This window comes from Brachybacterium sp. AOP29-B2-41, from assembly GCF_052378395.1.
GTDB lineage: Bacteria > Actinomycetota > Actinomycetes > Actinomycetales > Dermabacteraceae > Brachybacterium.
Genome location: NZ_JBQSXR010000011.1, coordinates 53,645 through 70,605 on the forward strand (window position 1 = coordinate 53,645; position 16,961 = coordinate 70,605).

Annotated in this window: 23 protein-coding genes; 1 reads left to right on the forward strand and 22 read right to left on the reverse strand. The window is 67.7% G+C overall.

What is annotated here, in order from left to right; all coding sequences use genetic code 11:
- Window positions 1–130: 130 nt before the first annotated feature.
- The 21 genes from ACT3T9_RS11745 to rplN form a co-directional block, all read right to left on the reverse strand.
- Entirely contained in the window at window positions 131–2,464 is a 2,334-nt protein-coding gene (locus ACT3T9_RS11745; RefSeq protein ID WP_444606667.1) for a polysaccharide pyruvyl transferase family protein, read from the reverse strand.
- Between the two features lie 41 nt (window positions 2,465–2,505).
- Window positions 2,506–4,440: an S-layer homology domain-containing protein gene (locus ACT3T9_RS11750; protein ID WP_444606668.1), complete on the reverse strand. Its 1,935-nt coding sequence runs from the start codon at window positions 4,438–4,440 to the stop codon at window positions 2,506–2,508.
- Between the two features lie 461 nt (window positions 4,441–4,901).
- Window positions 4,902–5,408 (reverse strand): 50S ribosomal protein L17, encoded by a 507-nt coding sequence (gene rplQ, locus ACT3T9_RS11755; RefSeq protein WP_444592089.1) that lies wholly within the window; start codon window positions 5,406–5,408, stop codon window positions 4,902–4,904.
- Between the two features lie 27 nt (window positions 5,409–5,435).
- A complete protein-coding gene (locus tag ACT3T9_RS11760) occupies window positions 5,436–6,431 on the reverse strand; it encodes a DNA-directed RNA polymerase subunit alpha (protein ID WP_444606669.1) in 996 nt (331 codons plus the stop codon).
- Between the two features lie 154 nt (window positions 6,432–6,585).
- Complete coding sequence (gene rpsK, locus ACT3T9_RS11765; RefSeq protein WP_441444698.1) at window positions 6,586–6,990, reverse strand: 30S ribosomal protein S11; 405 nt, start codon at window positions 6,988–6,990, stop codon at window positions 6,586–6,588.
- 104 nt (window positions 6,991–7,094) lie between these two features.
- Window positions 7,095–7,469 (reverse strand): 30S ribosomal protein S13, encoded by a 375-nt coding sequence (gene rpsM / locus ACT3T9_RS11770; RefSeq protein ID WP_441444697.1) that lies wholly within the window; start codon window positions 7,467–7,469, stop codon window positions 7,095–7,097.
- A 216-nt stretch (window positions 7,470–7,685) separates the two neighbouring features.
- Window positions 7,686–7,799, reverse strand: a complete 114-nt coding sequence (rpmJ, locus tag ACT3T9_RS11775) for a 50S ribosomal protein L36 (protein WP_299298739.1) — start codon at window positions 7,797–7,799, stop codon at window positions 7,686–7,688.
- A gap of 22 nt (window positions 7,800–7,821) precedes the next feature.
- Window positions 7,822–8,043, reverse strand: coding sequence for a translation initiation factor IF-1 (infA, locus tag ACT3T9_RS11780; RefSeq protein WP_299298742.1), 222 nt, complete (start codon window positions 8,041–8,043; stop codon window positions 7,822–7,824).
- Window positions 8,044–8,373: 330 nt separating this feature from the next.
- Complete coding sequence (gene map, locus ACT3T9_RS11785; RefSeq protein WP_441444696.1) at window positions 8,374–9,222, reverse strand: type I methionyl aminopeptidase; 849 nt, start codon at window positions 9,220–9,222, stop codon at window positions 8,374–8,376.
- Window positions 9,219–9,824, reverse strand: a complete 606-nt coding sequence (locus tag ACT3T9_RS11790; protein WP_441444695.1) for an adenylate kinase — start codon at window positions 9,822–9,824, stop codon at window positions 9,219–9,221. The genes map and ACT3T9_RS11790 overlap by 4 nt, the downstream gene beginning before the upstream one ends.
- Window positions 9,821–11,125, reverse strand: a complete 1,305-nt coding sequence (gene secY, locus ACT3T9_RS11795) for a preprotein translocase subunit SecY (protein ID WP_442331988.1) — start codon at window positions 11,123–11,125, stop codon at window positions 9,821–9,823. The genes ACT3T9_RS11790 and secY overlap by 4 nt, the downstream gene beginning before the upstream one ends.
- Before the next feature lie 153 nt (window positions 11,126–11,278).
- On the reverse strand, window positions 11,279–11,737 hold the full coding sequence (gene rplO / locus ACT3T9_RS11800) for a 50S ribosomal protein L15 (RefSeq protein WP_441444693.1): 459 nt from the start codon (window positions 11,735–11,737) through the stop codon (window positions 11,279–11,281).
- Window position 11,738: 1 nt separating this feature from the next.
- Window positions 11,739–11,918, reverse strand: a complete 180-nt coding sequence (gene rpmD / locus ACT3T9_RS11805) for a 50S ribosomal protein L30 (RefSeq protein WP_441444692.1) — start codon at window positions 11,916–11,918, stop codon at window positions 11,739–11,741.
- Window positions 11,918–12,607, reverse strand: a complete 690-nt coding sequence (rpsE, locus tag ACT3T9_RS11810; RefSeq protein WP_299298757.1) for a 30S ribosomal protein S5 — start codon at window positions 12,605–12,607, stop codon at window positions 11,918–11,920. The genes rpmD and rpsE overlap by 1 nt, the downstream gene beginning before the upstream one ends.
- A gap of 37 nt (window positions 12,608–12,644) precedes the next feature.
- Window positions 12,645–13,031 carry a 50S ribosomal protein L18 gene (gene rplR, locus ACT3T9_RS11815; RefSeq protein WP_441444691.1) on the reverse strand — a complete coding sequence of 129 codons (387 nt, stop codon included), beginning with the start codon at window positions 13,029–13,031 and terminating at the stop codon, window positions 12,645–12,647.
- A 2-nt stretch (window positions 13,032–13,033) separates the two neighbouring features.
- Window positions 13,034–13,576 carry a 50S ribosomal protein L6 gene (rplF, locus tag ACT3T9_RS11820; protein ID WP_441444690.1) on the reverse strand — a complete coding sequence of 181 codons (543 nt, stop codon included), beginning with the start codon at window positions 13,574–13,576 and terminating at the stop codon, window positions 13,034–13,036.
- 22 nt (window positions 13,577–13,598) lie between these two features.
- Entirely contained in the window at window positions 13,599–13,997 is a 399-nt protein-coding gene (rpsH, locus tag ACT3T9_RS11825) for a 30S ribosomal protein S8 (RefSeq protein WP_299298766.1), read from the reverse strand.
- A 72-nt stretch (window positions 13,998–14,069) separates the two neighbouring features.
- The gene (locus ACT3T9_RS11830) at window positions 14,070–14,255 is read right to left on the reverse strand and encodes a type Z 30S ribosomal protein S14 (protein ID WP_193103395.1); all 186 of its coding nucleotides are present in this window, start codon (window positions 14,253–14,255) and stop codon (window positions 14,070–14,072) included.
- 1 nt (window position 14,256) lies between these two features.
- The gene (gene rplE, locus ACT3T9_RS11835) at window positions 14,257–14,826 is read right to left on the reverse strand and encodes a 50S ribosomal protein L5 (protein WP_441444689.1); all 570 of its coding nucleotides are present in this window, start codon (window positions 14,824–14,826) and stop codon (window positions 14,257–14,259) included.
- Window position 14,827: 1 nt separating this feature from the next.
- Window positions 14,828–15,214, reverse strand: a complete 387-nt coding sequence (rplX, locus tag ACT3T9_RS11840) for a 50S ribosomal protein L24 (RefSeq protein ID WP_441444688.1) — start codon at window positions 15,212–15,214, stop codon at window positions 14,828–14,830.
- 1 nt (window position 15,215) lies between these two features.
- Window positions 15,216–15,584, reverse strand: coding sequence for a 50S ribosomal protein L14 (rplN, locus tag ACT3T9_RS11845; protein WP_089064412.1), 369 nt, complete (start codon window positions 15,582–15,584; stop codon window positions 15,216–15,218).
- A 486-nt stretch (window positions 15,585–16,070) separates the two neighbouring features.
- On the opposite strand from rplN, the gene ACT3T9_RS11850 reads away from it, so the two are divergent.
- The gene (locus tag ACT3T9_RS11850) at window positions 16,071–16,478 is read left to right on the forward strand and encodes a hypothetical protein (RefSeq protein ID WP_441444687.1); all 408 of its coding nucleotides are present in this window, start codon (window positions 16,071–16,073) and stop codon (window positions 16,476–16,478) included.
- Between the two features lie 144 nt (window positions 16,479–16,622).
- Here the strand turns inward: ACT3T9_RS11850 and rpsQ are convergent, their stop codons facing one another.
- Window positions 16,623–16,949 (reverse strand): 30S ribosomal protein S17, encoded by a 327-nt coding sequence (rpsQ, locus tag ACT3T9_RS11855; RefSeq protein WP_441444686.1) that lies wholly within the window; start codon window positions 16,947–16,949, stop codon window positions 16,623–16,625.
- Window positions 16,950–16,961: the final 12 nt, after the last annotated feature.

Genomic DNA, 16,961 nt, shown 5'->3' on the forward strand with positions numbered 1-16,961 from the left:
CTCTCCGCGCGCGACTGCGTGCTCGGAGAGACCCTCCTGTGGTGTCAGGTCCGTCGATTCCCCGGGCCAGCTCCGACAGAGGCAGGCTCAGTCGCTGAGATTCCCCGGGCTGGCTCGGACCGAGGCAGGCTCAGTCACCGCGCGAGGGGCGTTCCCGACGCGCGACGCCGCCGAGAGCCCGGCGCCCCGCGCGTCGCACGAAGCCCGCGGCACGGCCTGCTGCGCCCTGCCCGGCGCTTCCCGGCGCGATGCCGTCCAGCCGCTCGTGCAGCTGCGCGACCTCCTCGCGCAGCGCCTTCAGCTCCTCGAGAAGCCTCTCCTCGCTGCGTTCGACGACCGTCTCGGTGTTCTTCGACAGGAACATCGGCAGCCCGATCCCGTGCTCCGCGACCCACGGCCGGAAATACCGCTCGCGCAGCTCGGCATCGTAGTGGCGGTGGCCTCCGGACAGGGCGTACATCGAATTGCTGCTGGCTCCCACCGCAGCGGGCCGCTGCCGCCACTGCGCGAGCGGACGGTCCAGGAACCCCACCTCCGCGCTCTGCAGCAGCTGCAGGTGGAAGGCGTAGTCGCCGACCACTGGGAGGGACTCGTCATAGGGGCCCACGATGTCGTGGACCCGCCGACGATGCAGCATCGAGATCGGCACGTTGCGGTTCACGGCGATGTAATCCACCAGCCGCACGCCCTCGAGCTCGGGCCAGGACAGGAACATCTCGTCCTCGACGAAGCCGGTGGGGGTCTCATGCTCGTGGACGATCAGCGTGCGCACCACCACCGCCTCCTGCTCGGGGTGCGCCTCGAGATGGCCGAGGGTCTCCTGGAGGAAGGTCGCATGCCAGGTGTCGTCGTCATCGTGAATCACCACGGCGGGCGCTGAGGTCTCGCGCAGCCCGTGATTGCTCGCCGCCTCCATACCGGTGGAGGCCTCGCGGTGGATCACGCGGAGGCGCCCGTCGGCCTCGCTCGCATGCCGGGCGGCGACAGCGTCGACGGCCGCCCGGTCCCCGGCGTCGTCGACGATCACCAGCTCCCAGTCCTGGCGGGTCTGGGCGAGGACGTCCTGGACGGCGCGGTCGAGCATCTGCGGCCGGTCGCGGGTGCGCATGATGATCGCCGCCGACGGCTCCCCTGCACGGTCCACGGCCCGGGTGAAGGGTGCCAGGGCAGAGCGCAGCGGCTCGCGCCAACGCTGCTCCGGCGTGAGACCGGCACCCACCGGATCGGTGTGTTCGGAAGCGGAGTGTTCCTCACCGGCCAGCGCTGCGGCGACGCGGTCCCACCAGGACTCCGCCGCAGCCAGCAGCTGCGGCCGGGCGGCCTCGAGCGTGGCGTGCTCGGCCTCCCGGCCGGCCACGAGCGCCTCGACCACGGGACCCACCAGGTCCGACGGCCCCTGAGCGACCGGATCCCACAGCGCTGCGGCGGGCACCGCCGCGCCGGCGAGCCCGATGTTGCGCAGCGCGCCGTCCATCCGGGAATGCCCGTAGCGGTTCAGCGGCAGCGCGAGCACCGAGGAGCCGGCGGCGGTCCCGAAGACCACGGGATGGAAGCGGGTGCTGATCACCCACGCTGCACCGGTGGTCCGCGCGGCAGCCGCGGTGTCCTGCTCGATCGGCAGCACCGTCGCGGGCATGCTCAGCTGGGCGGCCACTTCATGGTGCAGCAGCAGATCACCGCCACCGTCATCGGGGTCAGCCATGTGCGGGACCAGCTCCACCCGGGCACCGGTGCGCCCCGCGAGCTCCTCGATCACCGCGCACGCCAGTGCGATGTAGGCGTCCCGCGGCAACGGGTCCCCGTCCCCTCCCAAGGTCACGCTCAGCAGCTCAGGGTCGAGGTCATGTGCGCCGGCCGCTGCGGACAGGCCGAGCCCGACGGCGTCATCGAGCGTCTGCACCAGCGCGGGGTGGGCCCGGCACAGCTCGCGCGCGATCCGCACGCTGTGCGTGTCCCGCAGGCCCACCAGCGTGCACAGCTCCAGCAGCTCGCGCATGCTCTCCCGGTCGGCCGGGGTGAGCTCCGGGCCGAGGCTCTGCCCGGTGAGCACCACCGGCTTGCCCAGGGACCGTGCGACCAGAGCGGTGGCGAGGCGCTCGTCGAGCAGCCAGCCGTAGCGGGAGGTGAGGCTGCCACCCCCGCCGATCACGACGGAGTCCACGTCCTTCAGTTGATCGATGATGGTGAACAGCTTGTCCGCGGCGGGCAGGGCGCCCGGGTCACCGGCGAGGGCCCTGCGGATCTCCGCGAGATACCGCGCCCTGTCCTCGAGCGGCCAGGGGAAGGTGAGCGCCGGGATGCTCGATGCCGGCGCAGCACCTCCGGGCCCGTACTTCTCGTGCCGCGAGAGCCGCACCACCTGATGGCCGCGCGCGGTGAGGCGCCGGGCGCTCATCGTCGCGATGGCTTCATCACCGACGTGGTAGACGGTCTGATCGACGTCGCACAGCAGAGCGACCTTCACCGGCATCTCCTTCTTCCGGAGCAGGTCTGCTCCCTCAGGGGTCAGAGTCCGCGCACATCCATCCAGCGGATCATGAACGCGGCCATCGCATCACGGGCGATCGGCGCGACGGGACGGAAGGTGCCGTCCGGCCAGCCGGTCGTGATGCCCGTCGAGGCGAGCCACGTGATCTCCTTGCCGAACTGATGGTTCGACGGGACATCGGAGAACGGGTTCGCGGTCTTGGTGGACCGTTCCCCGGAGGCACGGTACAGGAAAGCCGCGACCGCTCCACGCTCCACGGATGCTGTGGGACGGAAGGTGCCGTCCGGCCAGCCGGTGGTGATCCCCTTGGCATGCGCCCAGGTGATCTCCTTGTAGAACATCCGGCTGGGCGGCATGTCCTTGAACGGGGACCTCGTCGGCGGGGTGAAGGCGGGCTTTCCCAACGCTCGGTAGACGAAGGCGACCATCGCATCGCGCTGGATCGGGGCCAGCGGGCGATAGCTGTCGTCGTCCCAGCCCGTGGTGATCCCCTTGGCGGCGAGCTTCTCGATCTCCGCCCGGTACATCAGGTTCGGGGGGACATCGATGAAGCGGGAGTCGTGGAACTGGACGGACTTGCCGGTCTTCACCACCGCGCCCTGCTGGAAGGTCTGCACCGTCTGCCCGAAACGGGTGGAGGCGGAGCCCGTCGGCCGGCCCCAGGTACCGCGCCACTGCGACGCGAACGGCGTCGCATACCCTGCGGCTGCTCCACCCTCCTGGAGGACCAGGCCCTTGGTGAGGACCGTCGCGGTGTACTTCCCGGTGCGGTGGGCGCTCTTGACCACGGTGCCGAGCTTCGAGGTGCCGCCCGCGCCCTGGAAGGCCCAGAGGTGCTCTTTCCAGCCCCCGTCGATGAAGGCCTGGGCCTCCCCGCGGATGGTGTCGAACTGGCGGTACAGGCTCAGCCCCGGGCACTCGGTGTAGTTGACGTCGCGGTGGCCCATCATCTTCGCGAGAGAGATCGTCTTGCCGGCGGTGAAGCGGGTCCCGGTCCCCGGGGTCCAAGAGGACTTCGCCCACACGCTGGTCTGGAAGGTGTTCAGCAGCTTCCAGCTCACCAGCTGCGCGACGGCGACGCGGGCGGCACGCGGTGGCGCCGTCGAGGAGTAGTCGCCCATCACGGAGATGCCGAAGGAACCGGTGTTGAAGCCATAGGCGTGGGCACCGGTGATGTTGCGGTGCAGTCCGCCGCTGCGGCCCTCGAAGATCTGGCCGTACTTCGAGACCAGGATGTTGTAGCCGATGTCGGCCCAGCCCATGGTCCCGGTGTGATAGTTCAGGATGCCGCGCACGATCTGCGCGGACTGCGCGGAGGAATAGTTGTTGGTCCCCGCAGTATGGTGGAGGACCACTGCCTTGAGCTCATCGGCGCCGCTCGTGCCCCGAACCTTGGACTCATCGGCGCCCCAGGCCGCGCGGGAGACGTAGGAGGGAGCACCCGGACCGAGCACGGGCGTGGCAGGGTTCGTCGAGGCGGCAACGGCCATCGTGGTCACCTGATCGGCCTGGGAGACGCGCGCGGAAGGGCCCGTGTACTGCCCGACCTGGCTGTCGGCCGGGGCCGGCGAGGTGGTGACGACGTGCGCGATGAGGGAATCAGTGACGTCGGCGCCCTCGAGCTCGGCGCGGATCTGCAGCGCGGAGACCACACCGATCCATGCGACCTCGGTGCCGGCGGCGTCCTCGCCCGTCTCAGGGTTCTCCGCGGTCTCCAGCGGGAGCCACTCGGTCCACTCGCCGTCCTCGCCGAGGCCACGAGCCTGGACCTCGGGAGCGTCGGCGTCGTTCGGCCAGGTCACGCCGACCATGGTGGCCGGCTGATCGGCGAGGTCGCGAACCTGCGCGCCGCTGTCATCGAGCAGCGGGACGTCCGCGAGGGGGACGTCGACGATACGGGTCTCGCCGTCGGTCACTGCGGGATCGGCGAGCGCGGGGGCGGCAGAGAGCACAGCGGCCCCGGCCGGAACCGAGGCGGCGGCGACGAGGAGGCCACGGCGCGAGAGGGGTGAGGGTCGAGACGTGTCGGGGGCGGGGGGAATGTTCCGCGTGGACATTGATGAACAGCTCCGAACGAGAGGTGGTGAGGCACGAAGACCGGGGCCGAGGCACACCACGAGCTCGAGGAGCGAGACGAGGTTGCCCGGGGAACGGACATCCGTGGATCACCGTAGTGCACGAAGCCCACGGGGGAACTTTCGCCCGGGTCACGATCGGACAAACACCGGAGATGCTGGTCTCAAAACCGCTAGTGGAACCCGGAATGTCCGGTAAAGACCTATCGTCCGTATTCGCCGATCCTCACCGGGAAGGTGCGCTGATTCCTGAAATTCCGATGAGAACGAGGGCGGACCGTCGGGATCTCTCCCGTCGGCCCGCCCTCGGCGTGGCGCTGCTCCTCAGAGCAGAGTGCTCACTTCTCGTCGTCGGCACCCTCGGCGGGCTCGACCGGAGCGACGTCCTCGGCAGCAGCGGTGTCGGCGGCCGCAGCGGTGTCAGCAGCCTTGGCGTCGTTCTTGGCGGCGCCCTCAGCCTCCTTCACCACGGACTGCTTGGCCGAGAACTCCTCGGTGACCAGCTCGATGACGGCCATCGGGGCGTTGTCGCCACGACGCGGTGCCACCTTGGTGATGCGGGTGTAGCCGCCGGGACGCTCGGCGAAGGTCGGTGCGATCTCCTCGAACAGCGAGTAGACGACGCCCTTGTCACGGATGGTCTCCATGACCCGACGACGAGAGGCGAGATCGCCCTTCTTCGCCTGGGTGATGAGACGCTCCGCGTGGGGGCGCAGGCGCTTGGCCTTGGTCTCGGTGGTGGTGATCGCCTTGTGGCGGAACAGCTCGGTCGCGAGGCTGGCGAGGATCATCCGCTCGTGCGCGGGGGATCCGCCGAGGCGCGCACCCTTGGTGGGGGTAGGCATGGTCGTTCTCCTAGTGAAAGATAAAGGTCAGTACTGGTCGCCGAAGCCGTCGGAGTAGGAGTCCAGGGCAGACGGATCGAATCCGGCCGGGGAATCCTTCAGCGACAGACCGAGGTCGGCGAGCTTCGCCTTGACCTCGTCGATGGACTTCTGGCCGAAGTTGCGGATGTCGAGCAGATCGGCCTCGGAACGGGCGGTCAGCTCGCCGACGGTGTGGACACCCTCGCGCATCAGGCAGTTGTACGACCGGACCGGGAGGTTCAGGTCGTTGATCGGACGCGCCAGATCGGCGGCCAGAGCCTGATCCGTGGGCGACGGGCCGATCTCGATGCCCTCCGCCTCCTGGTTCAGCTCATGAGCCAGCCCGAACAGCTCGACCAGGGTCTTGCCGGCCGAGGCCACCGCATCGCGGGGCGAGATGGCGGGCTTGGTCTCGACGTCGACGATCAGCTTGTCGAAGTCGGTGCGCTGCTCGACACGAGTCGCCTCGACCTTGTAGGTCACCTTCAGCACGGGCGAGTAGATCGAGTCGACCGGAACCCGGCCGATCTCGCCGTCGACGCCCTTGTTCTGCGCGGCGGAGACGTAGCCGCGACCGCGCTCGACGATCAGTTCGATCTCCAGGCGGCCCTTCTCGTTCAGGGTCGCGATGTGGAGGTCGGGGTTGTGGATCTCCACGCCGGCGGGCGGGGTGATGTCGGCAGCGGTGACGCGGCCGGCTTCCTCGCGACGCAGGTACATCACGACCGGCTCGTCGTTCTCGGAGGAGACGACCAGGTTCTTGACGTTGAGGATGACCTCGGTGATGTCCTCCTTGACGCCGGGGACCGTGCTGAACTCGTGGAGCACACCGTCGATGCGGATCGAGGTGACCGCAGCTCCGGGGATCGAGGACAGCAGGGTGCGGCGCAGGGAGTTGCCGAGGGTGTAGCCGAAGCCCGGCTCGAGCGGCTCGATGACGAACCGTGAGCGGTTGTCCGACACGACCTCTTCGGTCAGCGTGGGGCGCTGTGCAATGAGCACTGTGGATCCTTTCAGCGAGCGTCCGCCATATGACGCTCAGAAGGGGGCGATGGGCCTAGAAGGTGAGTGGTGTCCAGGGTGCCGGGCGCGGCAGGAGCCCCGCCCGGCACGGAACGGCACAGCGGGGAGCAGAGCCCCGCCGTGACCGTAGAGGTCAGACGCGGCGGCGCTTGGCCGGGCGGGTGCCGTTGTGCGGCTGCGGGGTGACGTCCTGGATCGAACCGACCTCGAGGCCGGTCGCCGTGAGCGAACGGATCGCGGTCTCGCGGCCGGAGCCCGGGCCCTTGACGAAGACGTCGACCTTCTTCATGCCGTGCTCCTGGGCGCGGCGAGCGGCGGCCTCGGCGGCCATCTGCGCGGCGTACGGGGTCGACTTGCGCGAGCCCTTGAAGCCGACCTGGCCCGCGGAGGCCCAGGAGATGACGGCGCCGTTCGGGTCCGTGATGGACACGATGGTGTTGTTGAATGTGCTCTTGATATGAGCCTGGCCGTTGACAATGTTCTTCTTGTCCTTGCGGCGCGGCTTGCGCGCAGCGGCCTGCTGGGTCTTGGATGCCATGCGGCAGTACTCCTCTGGTGGGTTTCGGGTGCGCCGGGTCCCTCAGCGGCGCGAAGTGACTACGGGTCCGAAGACACTCGCGGTCCGACGGCGGAAGCCGTGGATCAGCGGGCCTTCTTCTTGCCGGCGACCGTGCGCTTGGGGCCCTTGCGGGTGCGCGCGTTGGTCTTGGTGCGCTGACCGTGCACCGGCAGACCACGGCGGTGGCGCAGGCCCTGGTAGCTGCCGATCTCGACCTTGCGGCGGATGTCACCGGCGACCTCGCGGCGCAGGTCACCCTCGACCATGTAGTTCTCTTCGATGTGATCGCGAAGCTTGACGAGGTCCTCGTCGCTGACCTCGCGCACGCGCAGGTCACCAGAGACGCCGGTCGCGGCCAGGGTCTCCAGGGCGCGGGTGCGTCCCACGCCGAAGATGTACGTCAGGGCGACTTCGAGGCGCTTTTCGCGCGGAAGGTCTACTCCCACCAGACGTGCCATGTGCAGATTCTCCTACTGTCTCGGAGGCCTGATCCGACACCTCGCCCGGGTCTGTTCCCTGGACGCCGCAGCCTCCGCGCTGCGGGTAGCCGACCCGAGGGCCGGTGGTGTCGTCTCTTCTTTTATGTGTGTCCGACGGATCGGACGGTGCCCTTCAGGGCTGCCGCCTCTGGGGCGGCTGTCACGGCAGTTGCCGGGATGTGCGGAGTGCTCCGCTCAGCCCTGGCGCTGCTTGTGACGAGGGTTCGAGCAGATCACCATGACGCGCGAGTGGCGACGGATCACCTTGCAGTTGTCACAGATGGGCTTGACGCTCGGATTGACCTTCATAGCTTTCCTTCTCCCGGGACGATCACTTGTAGCGGTACACGATGCGGCCACGGTCGAGGTCGTAGGGGCTCAGCTCGACGACCACACGGTCCTCGGGAAGGATGCGGATGTAGTGCTGGCGCATCTTCCCGGAGATGTGCGCGAGCACCTTGTGCCCGTTGTCGAGCTCGACACGGAAACGCGCATTCGCGAGCGCCTCCGTCACCAAGCCCTCGACCTCGATCACGCCGTCCTTCTTCGCCATGCCTCCCCAATCTCTCGCCCCCGGCAAGCCGGTGCCGAGTTCCGCGTTCCTGATTACTCAGGCTGTGCTCACCGACCGTCAGGTGACGGGACGGTGGTCGACAAGGGTGCGCGTTGTGCGTGTCGTCGGCCTCGCTGATCTTCACGGCTGAGCCGTTGGATCGATCGGCGCGACGGGACTGCACGACCTGCGATGAGGACGACATGCACGGAGCACACCCGATGGATCAGCCTACACGCGCCTCGCGGATCAGGCGAGAGGCAGAGGCGATGACCCCGGTCACGTCGGGCCGGAATCCAGGCGATGAAAGGCCGCGCCCCGTCCTGGTCCTCACGTAGCAGGGTCGGCCAGCGGATCCGGCGCGGCCACGATGCCCCGCCGCGCGAGCTCGGCGGCACCGCCGTCGCCCTCGGTGAGCACCAGCAGCCCCTGCTCGGTCACGGCCACGGAGTGCTCTGCGTGGGCGGCACGGCCCCCGGCGGTGGCACGCACGGTCCAGTCGTCATCGTCCAGCGTCCAGTTGCCGGGACCCTGGATCAGCATCGGCTCGATCGCCAGGCACATCCCCGGGCGCACCCGGGGCCCTCGGGAGCGGGTGCGGTAGTTCATGACGTCAGGCGCCTGGTGCATCGCCGTACCGATCCCGTGCCCGCCGAAGCCCTCGAGGTGGGAGAGGGACTCCCCCGCCGCCTCAGCGACGTAGTCCTCGATCGCGGCGCTGATCTGACCCACCCGGTCCGCGGTCGCGAGCGCGGCGATGCCGGCCCAGAGCGCCTCGCGCGTGGTGCGGACCAGATCCTCATCGGCCACCGAGCGCGCCCGGCCCACGATGTGGGTGCGCGCCGCATCCGAATGCCAGCCCTCGATGATCAGGCCGCCGTCGATCGAGACGATGTCGCCCTCGACCAGCGGACGTTCATCGGGGATCCCGTGGACCACGACCTCGTTGACGCTGATGCACAGCGTCGCCGGGTACCCCTGGTAGCCCAGGAAGTTCGGGGTCGCACCCTCGTCGCGGATCATGTCGTGGGCGAGGGTGTCCAGCTCGTTCGTGGTGATGCCGGGCCGGATCTGCGCGGCGAGCATCTCGTGGACGCGGTGCAGCAGCATCCCGCTGCGGCGCATCACATGGATCTGCTCGGGGGTCTTGAGCTCCACGCGCTCCGGCAGGATGCTCATCGGTCGGCGAGGGCCTCGCGCAGCGACGCGGTGACGTCGTCGATCGTTGCCATGCCGTCGACCCGGCGCACCAGATCACGCTTCTCGTAGACGTCGATCAGCGGCGCGGTCTGCTCCGCATAGACCTCGAGCCGGCGACGGATCGTCTCCTCGGTGTCGTCGCTGCGGCCCTGCTGCTCGCCACGCTCGACGAGGCGGCCCACGACCTCCTCGGTCTCGACCACCAGCAGCAGCACCGCATCGAGCGTGGTGCCCAGCTCGGTGAGCATCCCGTCCAGCGCCTCGACCTGGTCGAGGGTGCGGGGGTAGCCGTCCAGCAGGAAGCCGTCCTGGGCATCGGCCTCGCCGAGCCGCGAACGGACCATGTCGTTGGTGACCGAGTCCGGAACGTACTCGCCCTTGTCCATGTAGGACTTCGCGAGCACACCGAGCTCGGTCTCGCCGGACACGTTGGCCCGGAAGATGTCGCCGGTGGAGATCGCCGGGATGGACAGCTCCTCGGCGAGGCGCACGGCCTGGGTGCCCTTGCCCGCGCCGGGCGGGCCCACGATCAGGAGGCGGCGGGCCTGGACGGGCGAGGCGGCGGAGGTGGGGGTGTTCACCGAAGAATCCCTTCGTAGTGGTGCTGCTGGAGCTTCGCATCGATCTGCTTCACGGTGTCGAGGCCGACGCCGATGATGATCAGCAGGGACACACCACCGAGCGGAAAGTCCTGCGAGGTTCCGAGATAGACGAGAGCGAACAGCGGGATCAGGCAGATCACCGCGAGATAGACCGCGCCGGCGGACTGGATCCGGTTGATCACGTAGCGCAGGTAGTTCTCGGTGGGCTTGCCCGCGCGGACGTTGGGGATGAACCCGCCGTACTTCTTCATGTTGTCCGCGATCTCCTCCGCATTGAAGGTGATCGAGGTGTAGAAGAACGCGAAGAAGACGATCAGGGTCACGTACACCAGGGCGTAGACCCAGGAGAAGGAGAAGCCGAGCACGAGGTGGGTGTTCACCCACGCCACCCAGGGGGCCTCAGGATCACCGAAGGAGGAGGCCATCTGCGGCAGCGCGAGGATCGAGCTCGCGAAGATGACGGGGATGACGCCGGCCTGGTTGACCTTGACCGGGATGTAGGTGGAGGTGCCGCCGTACATGCGGCGCCCGACCATGCGCTTGGCGTACTGGACGGGGATCCGCCGCTGAGACTGCTCGACGAAGACCATGCCCACCATGACGACCAGCGCCACGACGATGACCAGGGAGAAGGTCAGCCAGCCCTGCAGCTGCCACACCTGGCCGAAGGAGCCGGGGAACGAGGACGCGATCGAGGTGAAGATCATCAGCGACATGCCGTTGCCGATGCCGCGCTCGGTGATCATCTCACCCATGAACATGATCAGCACGGTGCCGACGGTCATGGTCAGGACCATGGTCAGCAGGGTCGGGATCGACTGGTCGGGAACCAGCTCGAGCTGGCAGCCGACGAAGAAGTTGCCCGAGCGCACCAGGGTGATGATGGTGGTCGATTGGAGGATGCCCAGACCGATGGTGAGGTACCGGGTGTACTGGGTGAGCTTCGCAGTACCGGATGCCCCCTCCTTGTGGAGGGCCTCGAACCGCGGGATCACCACGCGCAGCAGCTGCACGATGATCGACGCGGTGATGTAGGGCATCACGCCCAGGGCGAAGATGGAGAGCTGCAACAGGGCGCCACCGGAGAACATGTTGACCATGCCCAGCACGTTGGAGCCACCGGCCGAGGCGGCCTGATCAGCACAGAACATCACGTTGGAGGCGTCGAATCCCGGGGTGGGGATAAAGACACCGAGGCGATACACCGCGATCAGACCGAGTGTGAAGAGGATCTTCGCTCTCAGCTCGGGGGTGCGCAGCGCGCGCACGAACGAGTTCACCTGTTTCCCTCCTGGAGGTCCGGGGACGGGACCAAGGGTGTCACGGTCCGTCCCGGTGCCGCGGGATTGCGCGGCCATCGGACCGGCCCCGAAATGACGACAGGGCACCGCGGCACAGGATATTCCGTGCCACGGTGCCCCGTCAAAAGAGACTCACGCGGTGGTGACGGACCCGCCAGCCGCCGCGATCTTCTGCTCCGCCGAGGCGGAGAACTTCTGGGCGGTGACGTCGAGCTTGACGCTCACGTCGCCGGCGCCCAGCACCTTGACGGGCTGGTTCTTGCGCACGGCGCCCTTGGCGACGAGATCCTCGACCGTGACGGTGCCGCCCGCGGGGAACAGCTCCTGCAGGGTCGACAGGTTCACTGCCTGGTACTCGACGCGGAACGGGTTGGTGAAGCCGCGAAGCTTCGGCAGCCGCATGTGCAGCGGCATCTGCCCGCCCTCGAAGCCGAGGCGCACCGTGTTGCGGGCCTTGGTGCCCTTGGTGCCACGCCCGGCCGTCTTGCCCTTGGAAGCCTCACCGCGACCGACGCGGGTGCGTGCGGTCTTCGAACCCGGCGCGGGGCGCAGGTCGTGAAGCTTCAGAGGGCTCTGGTTGGAATCAGTCATGTCAGTCCACCTCTTCGAACGTCACCAGATGGGTGACGGTGCGGATCATGCCGCGGATCTCAGGGCGGTCTTCCTTCACCACGGTGTCACCGATGCGCTTGAGGCCGAGGCCGCGCAGGGTGGCTCGCTGGCTCTTGGTGCCGCCGATGTCAGAACGGGTCTGGGTCACCTTGATCTGCATCAGGCACCCACCTTCTGTGCACGGGCTGCAGCGCGACCCGCGGCCTGGGCCCGCAGGAGCGGTGCCGGGGTGACCTGCTCGACCGTGAGGCCACGACGTGCTGCCACGGCCTCCGGCTCCTCGAGCATCTTGAGCGCGGCGACCGTTGCCCGCACGATGTTGATCGCGTTGGTCGAGCCGAGCGACTTGGAGAGCACGTCGTGCACTCCAGCGCACTCGAGGACGGCGCGGACCGGGCCACCGGCAATCACACCGGTACCGGGAGCGGCCGGGCGCAGCAGGACGACGCCTGCTGCATCCTCGCCCTGGACCGGGTGGACCACGGTGCCCTGGATACGAGGGACGCGGAAGAAGTTCTTCTTCGCCTCCTCGACGCCCTTGGCGATCGCCGCGGGCACCTCCTTGGCCTTGCCGTAGCCGACGCCGACCGTTCCGTCGCCGTCACCCACCACCACGAGGGCGGTGAAGGAGAATCGACGGCCGCCCTTGACGACCTTCGACACGCGGTTGATGCTCACGACGCGCTCGAGGAATGCCGACTTCTCGGCTTCCTGACCGCGGCCGCGGCCACCCTGACGCCCACCGCGATCGTTGCCGCCCTGGCGGGCACCGCGATCATTGCTGGTGTTCGTGTTGTCGTTCCCACGGCCGGAGGCCGCGGGACCGTTGCTACGCTGCTGTGCAGCCATATTCAGATCCTCTTCTCGTCCTGTGTCCGGGCGGCGATCACAGCGCCAGGCCAGCCTCGCGGGCGCCGTCTGCGACGGCGGCCACACGGCCGTGGTACTTGTTGCCGCCGCGGTCGAACACGACGGAGTCGATCCCGGCAGCCTTGGCACGCTCAGCGACGAGGGTCCCGACGGTGCGGGCCTTGTCGGTCTTCGCTGCCTCGGTGCCGCGCAGGTCGGCTTCCATGGTCGATGCCGACGCGATGGTCTTGCCGAGAGCGTCGTCGACGACCTGGACGAAGACGTGGCGTGCCGAGCGGGTGACCACCAGGCGCGGACGCTGGGCGGTGCCGACGACGCGACGACGGACCCGCAGGTGACGGCGGCCGCGCGAACGCAGCTTGCTGCCGCGGTTGCCCTTGGTGTGCTTGAGTGCGTAACCCATGATCACTTACCAGCCTTTCCGGCCTTGCGGAGCACGACCTCGTCGGCGTAGCGCACACCCTTGCCCTTGTAGGGCTCGGGCTTGCGCAGCTTGCGGATGTTCGCTGCGACCTCGCCCACCTGCTGCTTGTCGATGCCGTTGACCGAGAACTTGGCCGGCGACTCGACGACGAAGGTGATGCCCTGGGGCGCCTTCACCACGACGGGGTGGGAGAAGCCGAGGGCGAACTCGAGGTCCGTGCCCTTCGCGGTGACACGGTAGCCCGTGCCCACGATCTCCAGCTTCTTGGTGTAGCCCTCGGTGACACCGAGGACGATGTTGTTGATGAGGGTGCGGGTCAGGCCGTGAAGGGCCTTGCTCTCGCGCTCCTCGTCGGGGCGGCTCACCACGATGGTGCCGTCCTCACCGCGCTCGACGGTGAGGGGAGCCGGCACGATGTGCTTGAGCTCGCCCTTGGGGCCGGTCACCGTGACGGTGCGGTCCTCGATGGTGACGTTCTGGACTGAGGCCGGCACTGCGACCGGCAGGCGTCCGATGCGGGACATAGCTGTTTGTCTCCTCTCCCGCTCACCAGATGTAGGCGAGGACTTCCCCACCCACACCCTTCTTGGCTGCCTGCCGGTCGGTCAGAAGGCCGGAGGACGTGGACAGGATCGCCACGCCCAGTCCGCCGAGGACCTTGGGCAGATTGGTGGACTTCGCGTACACACGCAGGCCGGGCTTCGAAATACGACGGATCCCGGAGATGGCACGCTCACGGCTGTCCGAGTACTTGAGCTCGAGGACGAGCTTGGAGCCCACCTCGGCCTCTTCCTCGGTCCAGCCGAGGATGTAACCCTCTGCCTTCAGGATGTCCGCGATGCGGGCCTTCAACTTCGAGTACGGCATGGACGCGGTCTCGTGGTACGCCCCTGAGGCGTTACGGATCCGCGTCAGCATGTCCGCGATCGGGTCGGTCATGGTCATGTCTGTTGCTTCTTCCTCACCTGGTTTCCCTCGGCCGCCATGTATGCGACGAGGGACCTCTGGCGGTAGTCCTTACCAGCTGCTCTTGGTCACGCCGGGGAGCTCACCGCGGTGAGCCATCTCGCGAAGGCAGACTCGGCAGAGCCCGAACTTGCGGTACACGGAGTGCGGACGGCCGCAGCGCTGGCAACGGGTGTAGCCGCGCACAGCGAACTTGGGCTTGCGCTCCGACTTCTTGATCAGGGCTGTCTTCGCCATATCAGTTCTCCTTGAAGGGGAAGCCGAGCAGCTTGAGCAGCGCGCGTCCCTCGTCGTCGGTCTTCGCAGTGGTCACGACCGTGATGTCCATACCGCGGACGCGGTCGATCTTGTCCTGGTCGATCTCGTGGAACATCACCTGTTCCGTGAGACCGAAGGTGTAGTTCCCGTTGCCGTCGAAGTGCTTCGGGGACAGGCCCCGGAAGTCACGAATACGGGGCAGCGCGGTGGACAGCAGGCGGTCCAGGAACTCCCACATGCGGGCGTTGCGCAGGGTGACGTGGGCACCGATCGGCATTCCCTCACGCAGCTTGAACTGCGCGATGGACTTGCGAGCCTTGGTGACCTGGGGCTTCTGGCCCGTGATGTCCGCGAGATCGCGGATGGCACCGTCGATGACCTTGGAGTCGCGAGCGGCGTCGCCGACGCCCATGTTCACGACGATCTTGGTCAGACCGGGGACCAGCATGACGTTGCTGTAACCGAACTGCTCGGTCAGCTGAGCCTTGATGGTCTCGTTGTACTTGCTCTTGAGGCGCGGGGTGGTCGCCTGGGTGGCAGTCTCGCTCATCTCAGATGTCCTTCCCGGAGCGCTTGGCGAAGCGGACACGCACCTGCTTGGTGCGGCCGTTCTCGAGCTCGAGGGTCTCGACGCGGTAACCGATCTTGGTCGGCTTGTTGTCCTCCGGGTCGACCAGAGCCACGTTCGAGACGTGGATCGAGGCCTCGCGCTGCTCGATGCCGCCCGCGCCGCCAGCCTGGTTGGGCTTGACATGGTGCGTGCGGCGGTTGATGCCCTCGACCAGCACACGCTGGGAATCGGGGAACACCTGCAGGACACGGCCCTGCTTGCCCTTGTCGCCGACCTCGAGACCGCGCTTGGCGGCGGTGTCGCTGTCGCTGGTGCGACCGGTGATCACCTGGACGAGGTCGCCCTTCTTGATCTTCATCTTTGCCATGTCACACCACCTCCGGTGCCAGCGAGACGATCTTCATGAAGCGCTTGTCGCGCAGCTCGCGGCCGACGGGGCCGAAGATGCGGGTTCCGCGCGGCTCCCCATCGGTCTTGAGGATCACCGCTGCGTTCTCGTCGAAGCGGATGTAGGAGCCGTCGATGCGACGGACTTCCTTGGACGTGCGGACGACGACCGCCTTGACGATGTCGCCCTTCTTGACGTTGCCACCGGGGATGGCGTCCTTGACGGTCGCCACGATGGTGTCCCCGATGCTGGCGTAACGGCGACCGGAGCCACCGAGAACACGGATGCAGAGAATCTCCTTGGCACCCGTGTTGTCGGCGACCTTCAGTCGCGACTCCTGCTGAATCACTCGTTCTCCTATCGTCTCACCGGTTCTCTTCCCACCCGCGGGAGCGGATGAGCCGAGCCTTGCGGAACGGAATATGGACACTGCATATTGCACTTCACCGACTCTGGGCAGAACTTCGACCAAAGGCGTGACCGTCGACCGGTCCCGGGCACCAAAAAACTCCTCATCCGGACTCAGGCACTAGCGTGAGGAACGCACAGCGTTCGCTTCTCGTGCGAGGTCTCCGGGGAGGATGGATCTGGTGACACCGGATCCTGTCGCAGCCGTCCATCCGCCAGCATCCGAGGATGCATGCGCACAGCCGTCCGGCAACTGCTCAAGACTACGCGCCGCACCAGCCGCTGTCACCCCTTCTCCCCGAGGCGAACCGTGTGTGCTTGCTCTCCTGCCGATCACCGCCGGCAGCACTCCCCCACGACACTCCCCCACGACGGCGATCACCGGTCGGGCACGGCAGATTCTGGGGTGGGGCATAGGCTCGTGCCCATGATCGACATCGACATCGCACGGCGCCTGCGGGACGCAGGACTGCAGTGGGCGCCGGCGGACGGCGACCTCTTCATCATCGACAACGAGCAGCTGCGGGACGAGACCTTCATGCTCTCGGCGATGGTCATCGAGCTCGGGAATGGGCGCAGCGGAGAGCGGGTCTTCCGGTTCAACGGGACCACCGAGTGGGCGCTGGATTCCGTGGAGCAGGAGGACGCGCTCTGGATCCCCCGGGAGGATCAGCTGCGCGCAGCACTCGGTGAATCCTTCAGCGCGCTACGCCGCACCGCGGACGGCAGCTATGCCGTCGCGCTGATCGACGGCGAAGGCGCCACCCGGGAGGTCCCCGCGCCCGCAGCGGAAGATGCGCTTGCCGGCGCACTGCTGATCCAGTTGACCGCCTGACCCGGCTGGGACGGCGCGGCGCACCACCCCCGCGGCCACAGCGGCCAGCTCGGCAGCAGCGCAGAGACGAAGAGAAGGGCCGACCCTCCCTGTGGGAGGACCGGCCCTTCTCTGGATCACGGAGCGGTCACTGGGACCGCCCGATCACTTGGCGCGCTCGACGATCTCGACCAGACGCCACCGCTTGGTGGCGGAGGTGGGACGAGTCTCCATGACGACGACACGGTCGCCGATGCCGGCGCTGTTCTCCTCGTCATGAGCCTTGAACCGGCTCGTCTTGGTCGTGACCTTGCCGTAACGGGCGTGCTTCACACGCTCCTCGACCTCGATCACGATGGTCTTGTCCATCTTGTCCGAGACCACGTAGCCACGCTGGGTCTTGCGGTAGGGACGCTCGTGGGAGGACGCGTGCGCGCCTTCCTTGTCGAGCTCCTCGACGGCCGGGGTCTCGGCCTGGGTGTTGTCAGTCATCTCTGTTCCTCG

Bases quoted from the DNA above. Each gene is read 5' to 3' on its own strand.
- rplQ (WP_444592089.1), bottom strand. From the start codon at position 5,408: ATGCCTACCCCCACCAAGGGTGCGCGCCTCGGCGGATCCCCCGCGCAC.
- rpsK (WP_441444698.1), bottom strand. From the start codon at position 6,990: ATGGCATCCAAGACCCAGCAGGCCGCTGCGCGCAAGCCGCGCCGCAAG.
- rpsM (WP_441444697.1), bottom strand. From the start codon at position 7,469: ATGGCACGTCTGGTGGGAGTAGACCTTCCGCGCGAAAAGCGCCTCGAA.
- rpmJ (WP_299298739.1), bottom strand. From the start codon at position 7,799: ATGAAGGTCAATCCGAGCGTCAAGCCCATCTGTGACAACTGCAAGGTG.
- infA (WP_299298742.1), bottom strand. From the start codon at position 8,043: ATGGCGAAGAAGGACGGCGTGATCGAGGTCGAGGGCTTGGTGACGGAG.
- map (WP_441444696.1), bottom strand. From the start codon at position 9,222: ATGAGCATCCTGCCGGAGCGCGTGGAGCTCAAGACCCCCGAGCAGATC.
- rplO (WP_441444693.1), bottom strand. From the start codon at position 11,737: ATGACTGATTCCAACCAGAGCCCTCTGAAGCTTCACGACCTGCGCCCC.
- rpmD (WP_441444692.1), bottom strand. From the start codon at position 11,918: ATGCAGATCAAGGTGACCCAGACCCGTTCTGACATCGGCGGCACCAAG.
- rpsE (WP_299298757.1), bottom strand. From the start codon at position 12,607: ATGGCTGCACAGCAGCGTAGCAACGGTCCCGCGGCCTCCGGCCGTGGG.
- rplR (WP_441444691.1), bottom strand. From the start codon at position 13,031: ATGGGTTACGCACTCAAGCACACCAAGGGCAACCGCGGCAGCAAGCTG.
- rplF (WP_441444690.1), bottom strand. From the start codon at position 13,576: ATGTCCCGCATCGGACGCCTGCCGGTCGCAGTGCCGGCCTCAGTCCAG.
- rpsH (WP_299298766.1), bottom strand. From the start codon at position 13,997: ATGACCATGACCGACCCGATCGCGGACATGCTGACGCGGATCCGTAAC.
- ACT3T9_RS11830 (WP_193103395.1), bottom strand. From the start codon at position 14,255: ATGGCGAAGACAGCCCTGATCAAGAAGTCGGAGCGCAAGCCCAAGTTC.
- rplE (WP_441444689.1), bottom strand. From the start codon at position 14,826: ATGAGCGAGACTGCCACCCAGGCGACCACCCCGCGCCTCAAGAGCAAG.
- rplX (WP_441444688.1), bottom strand. From the start codon at position 15,214: ATGGCAAAGATGAAGATCAAGAAGGGCGACCTCGTCCAGGTGATCACC.
- ACT3T9_RS11850 (WP_441444687.1), top strand. From the start codon at position 16,071: ATGATCGACATCGACATCGCACGGCGCCTGCGGGACGCAGGACTGCAG.
- rpsQ (WP_441444686.1), bottom strand. From the start codon at position 16,949: ATGACTGACAACACCCAGGCCGAGACCCCGGCCGTCGAGGAGCTCGAC.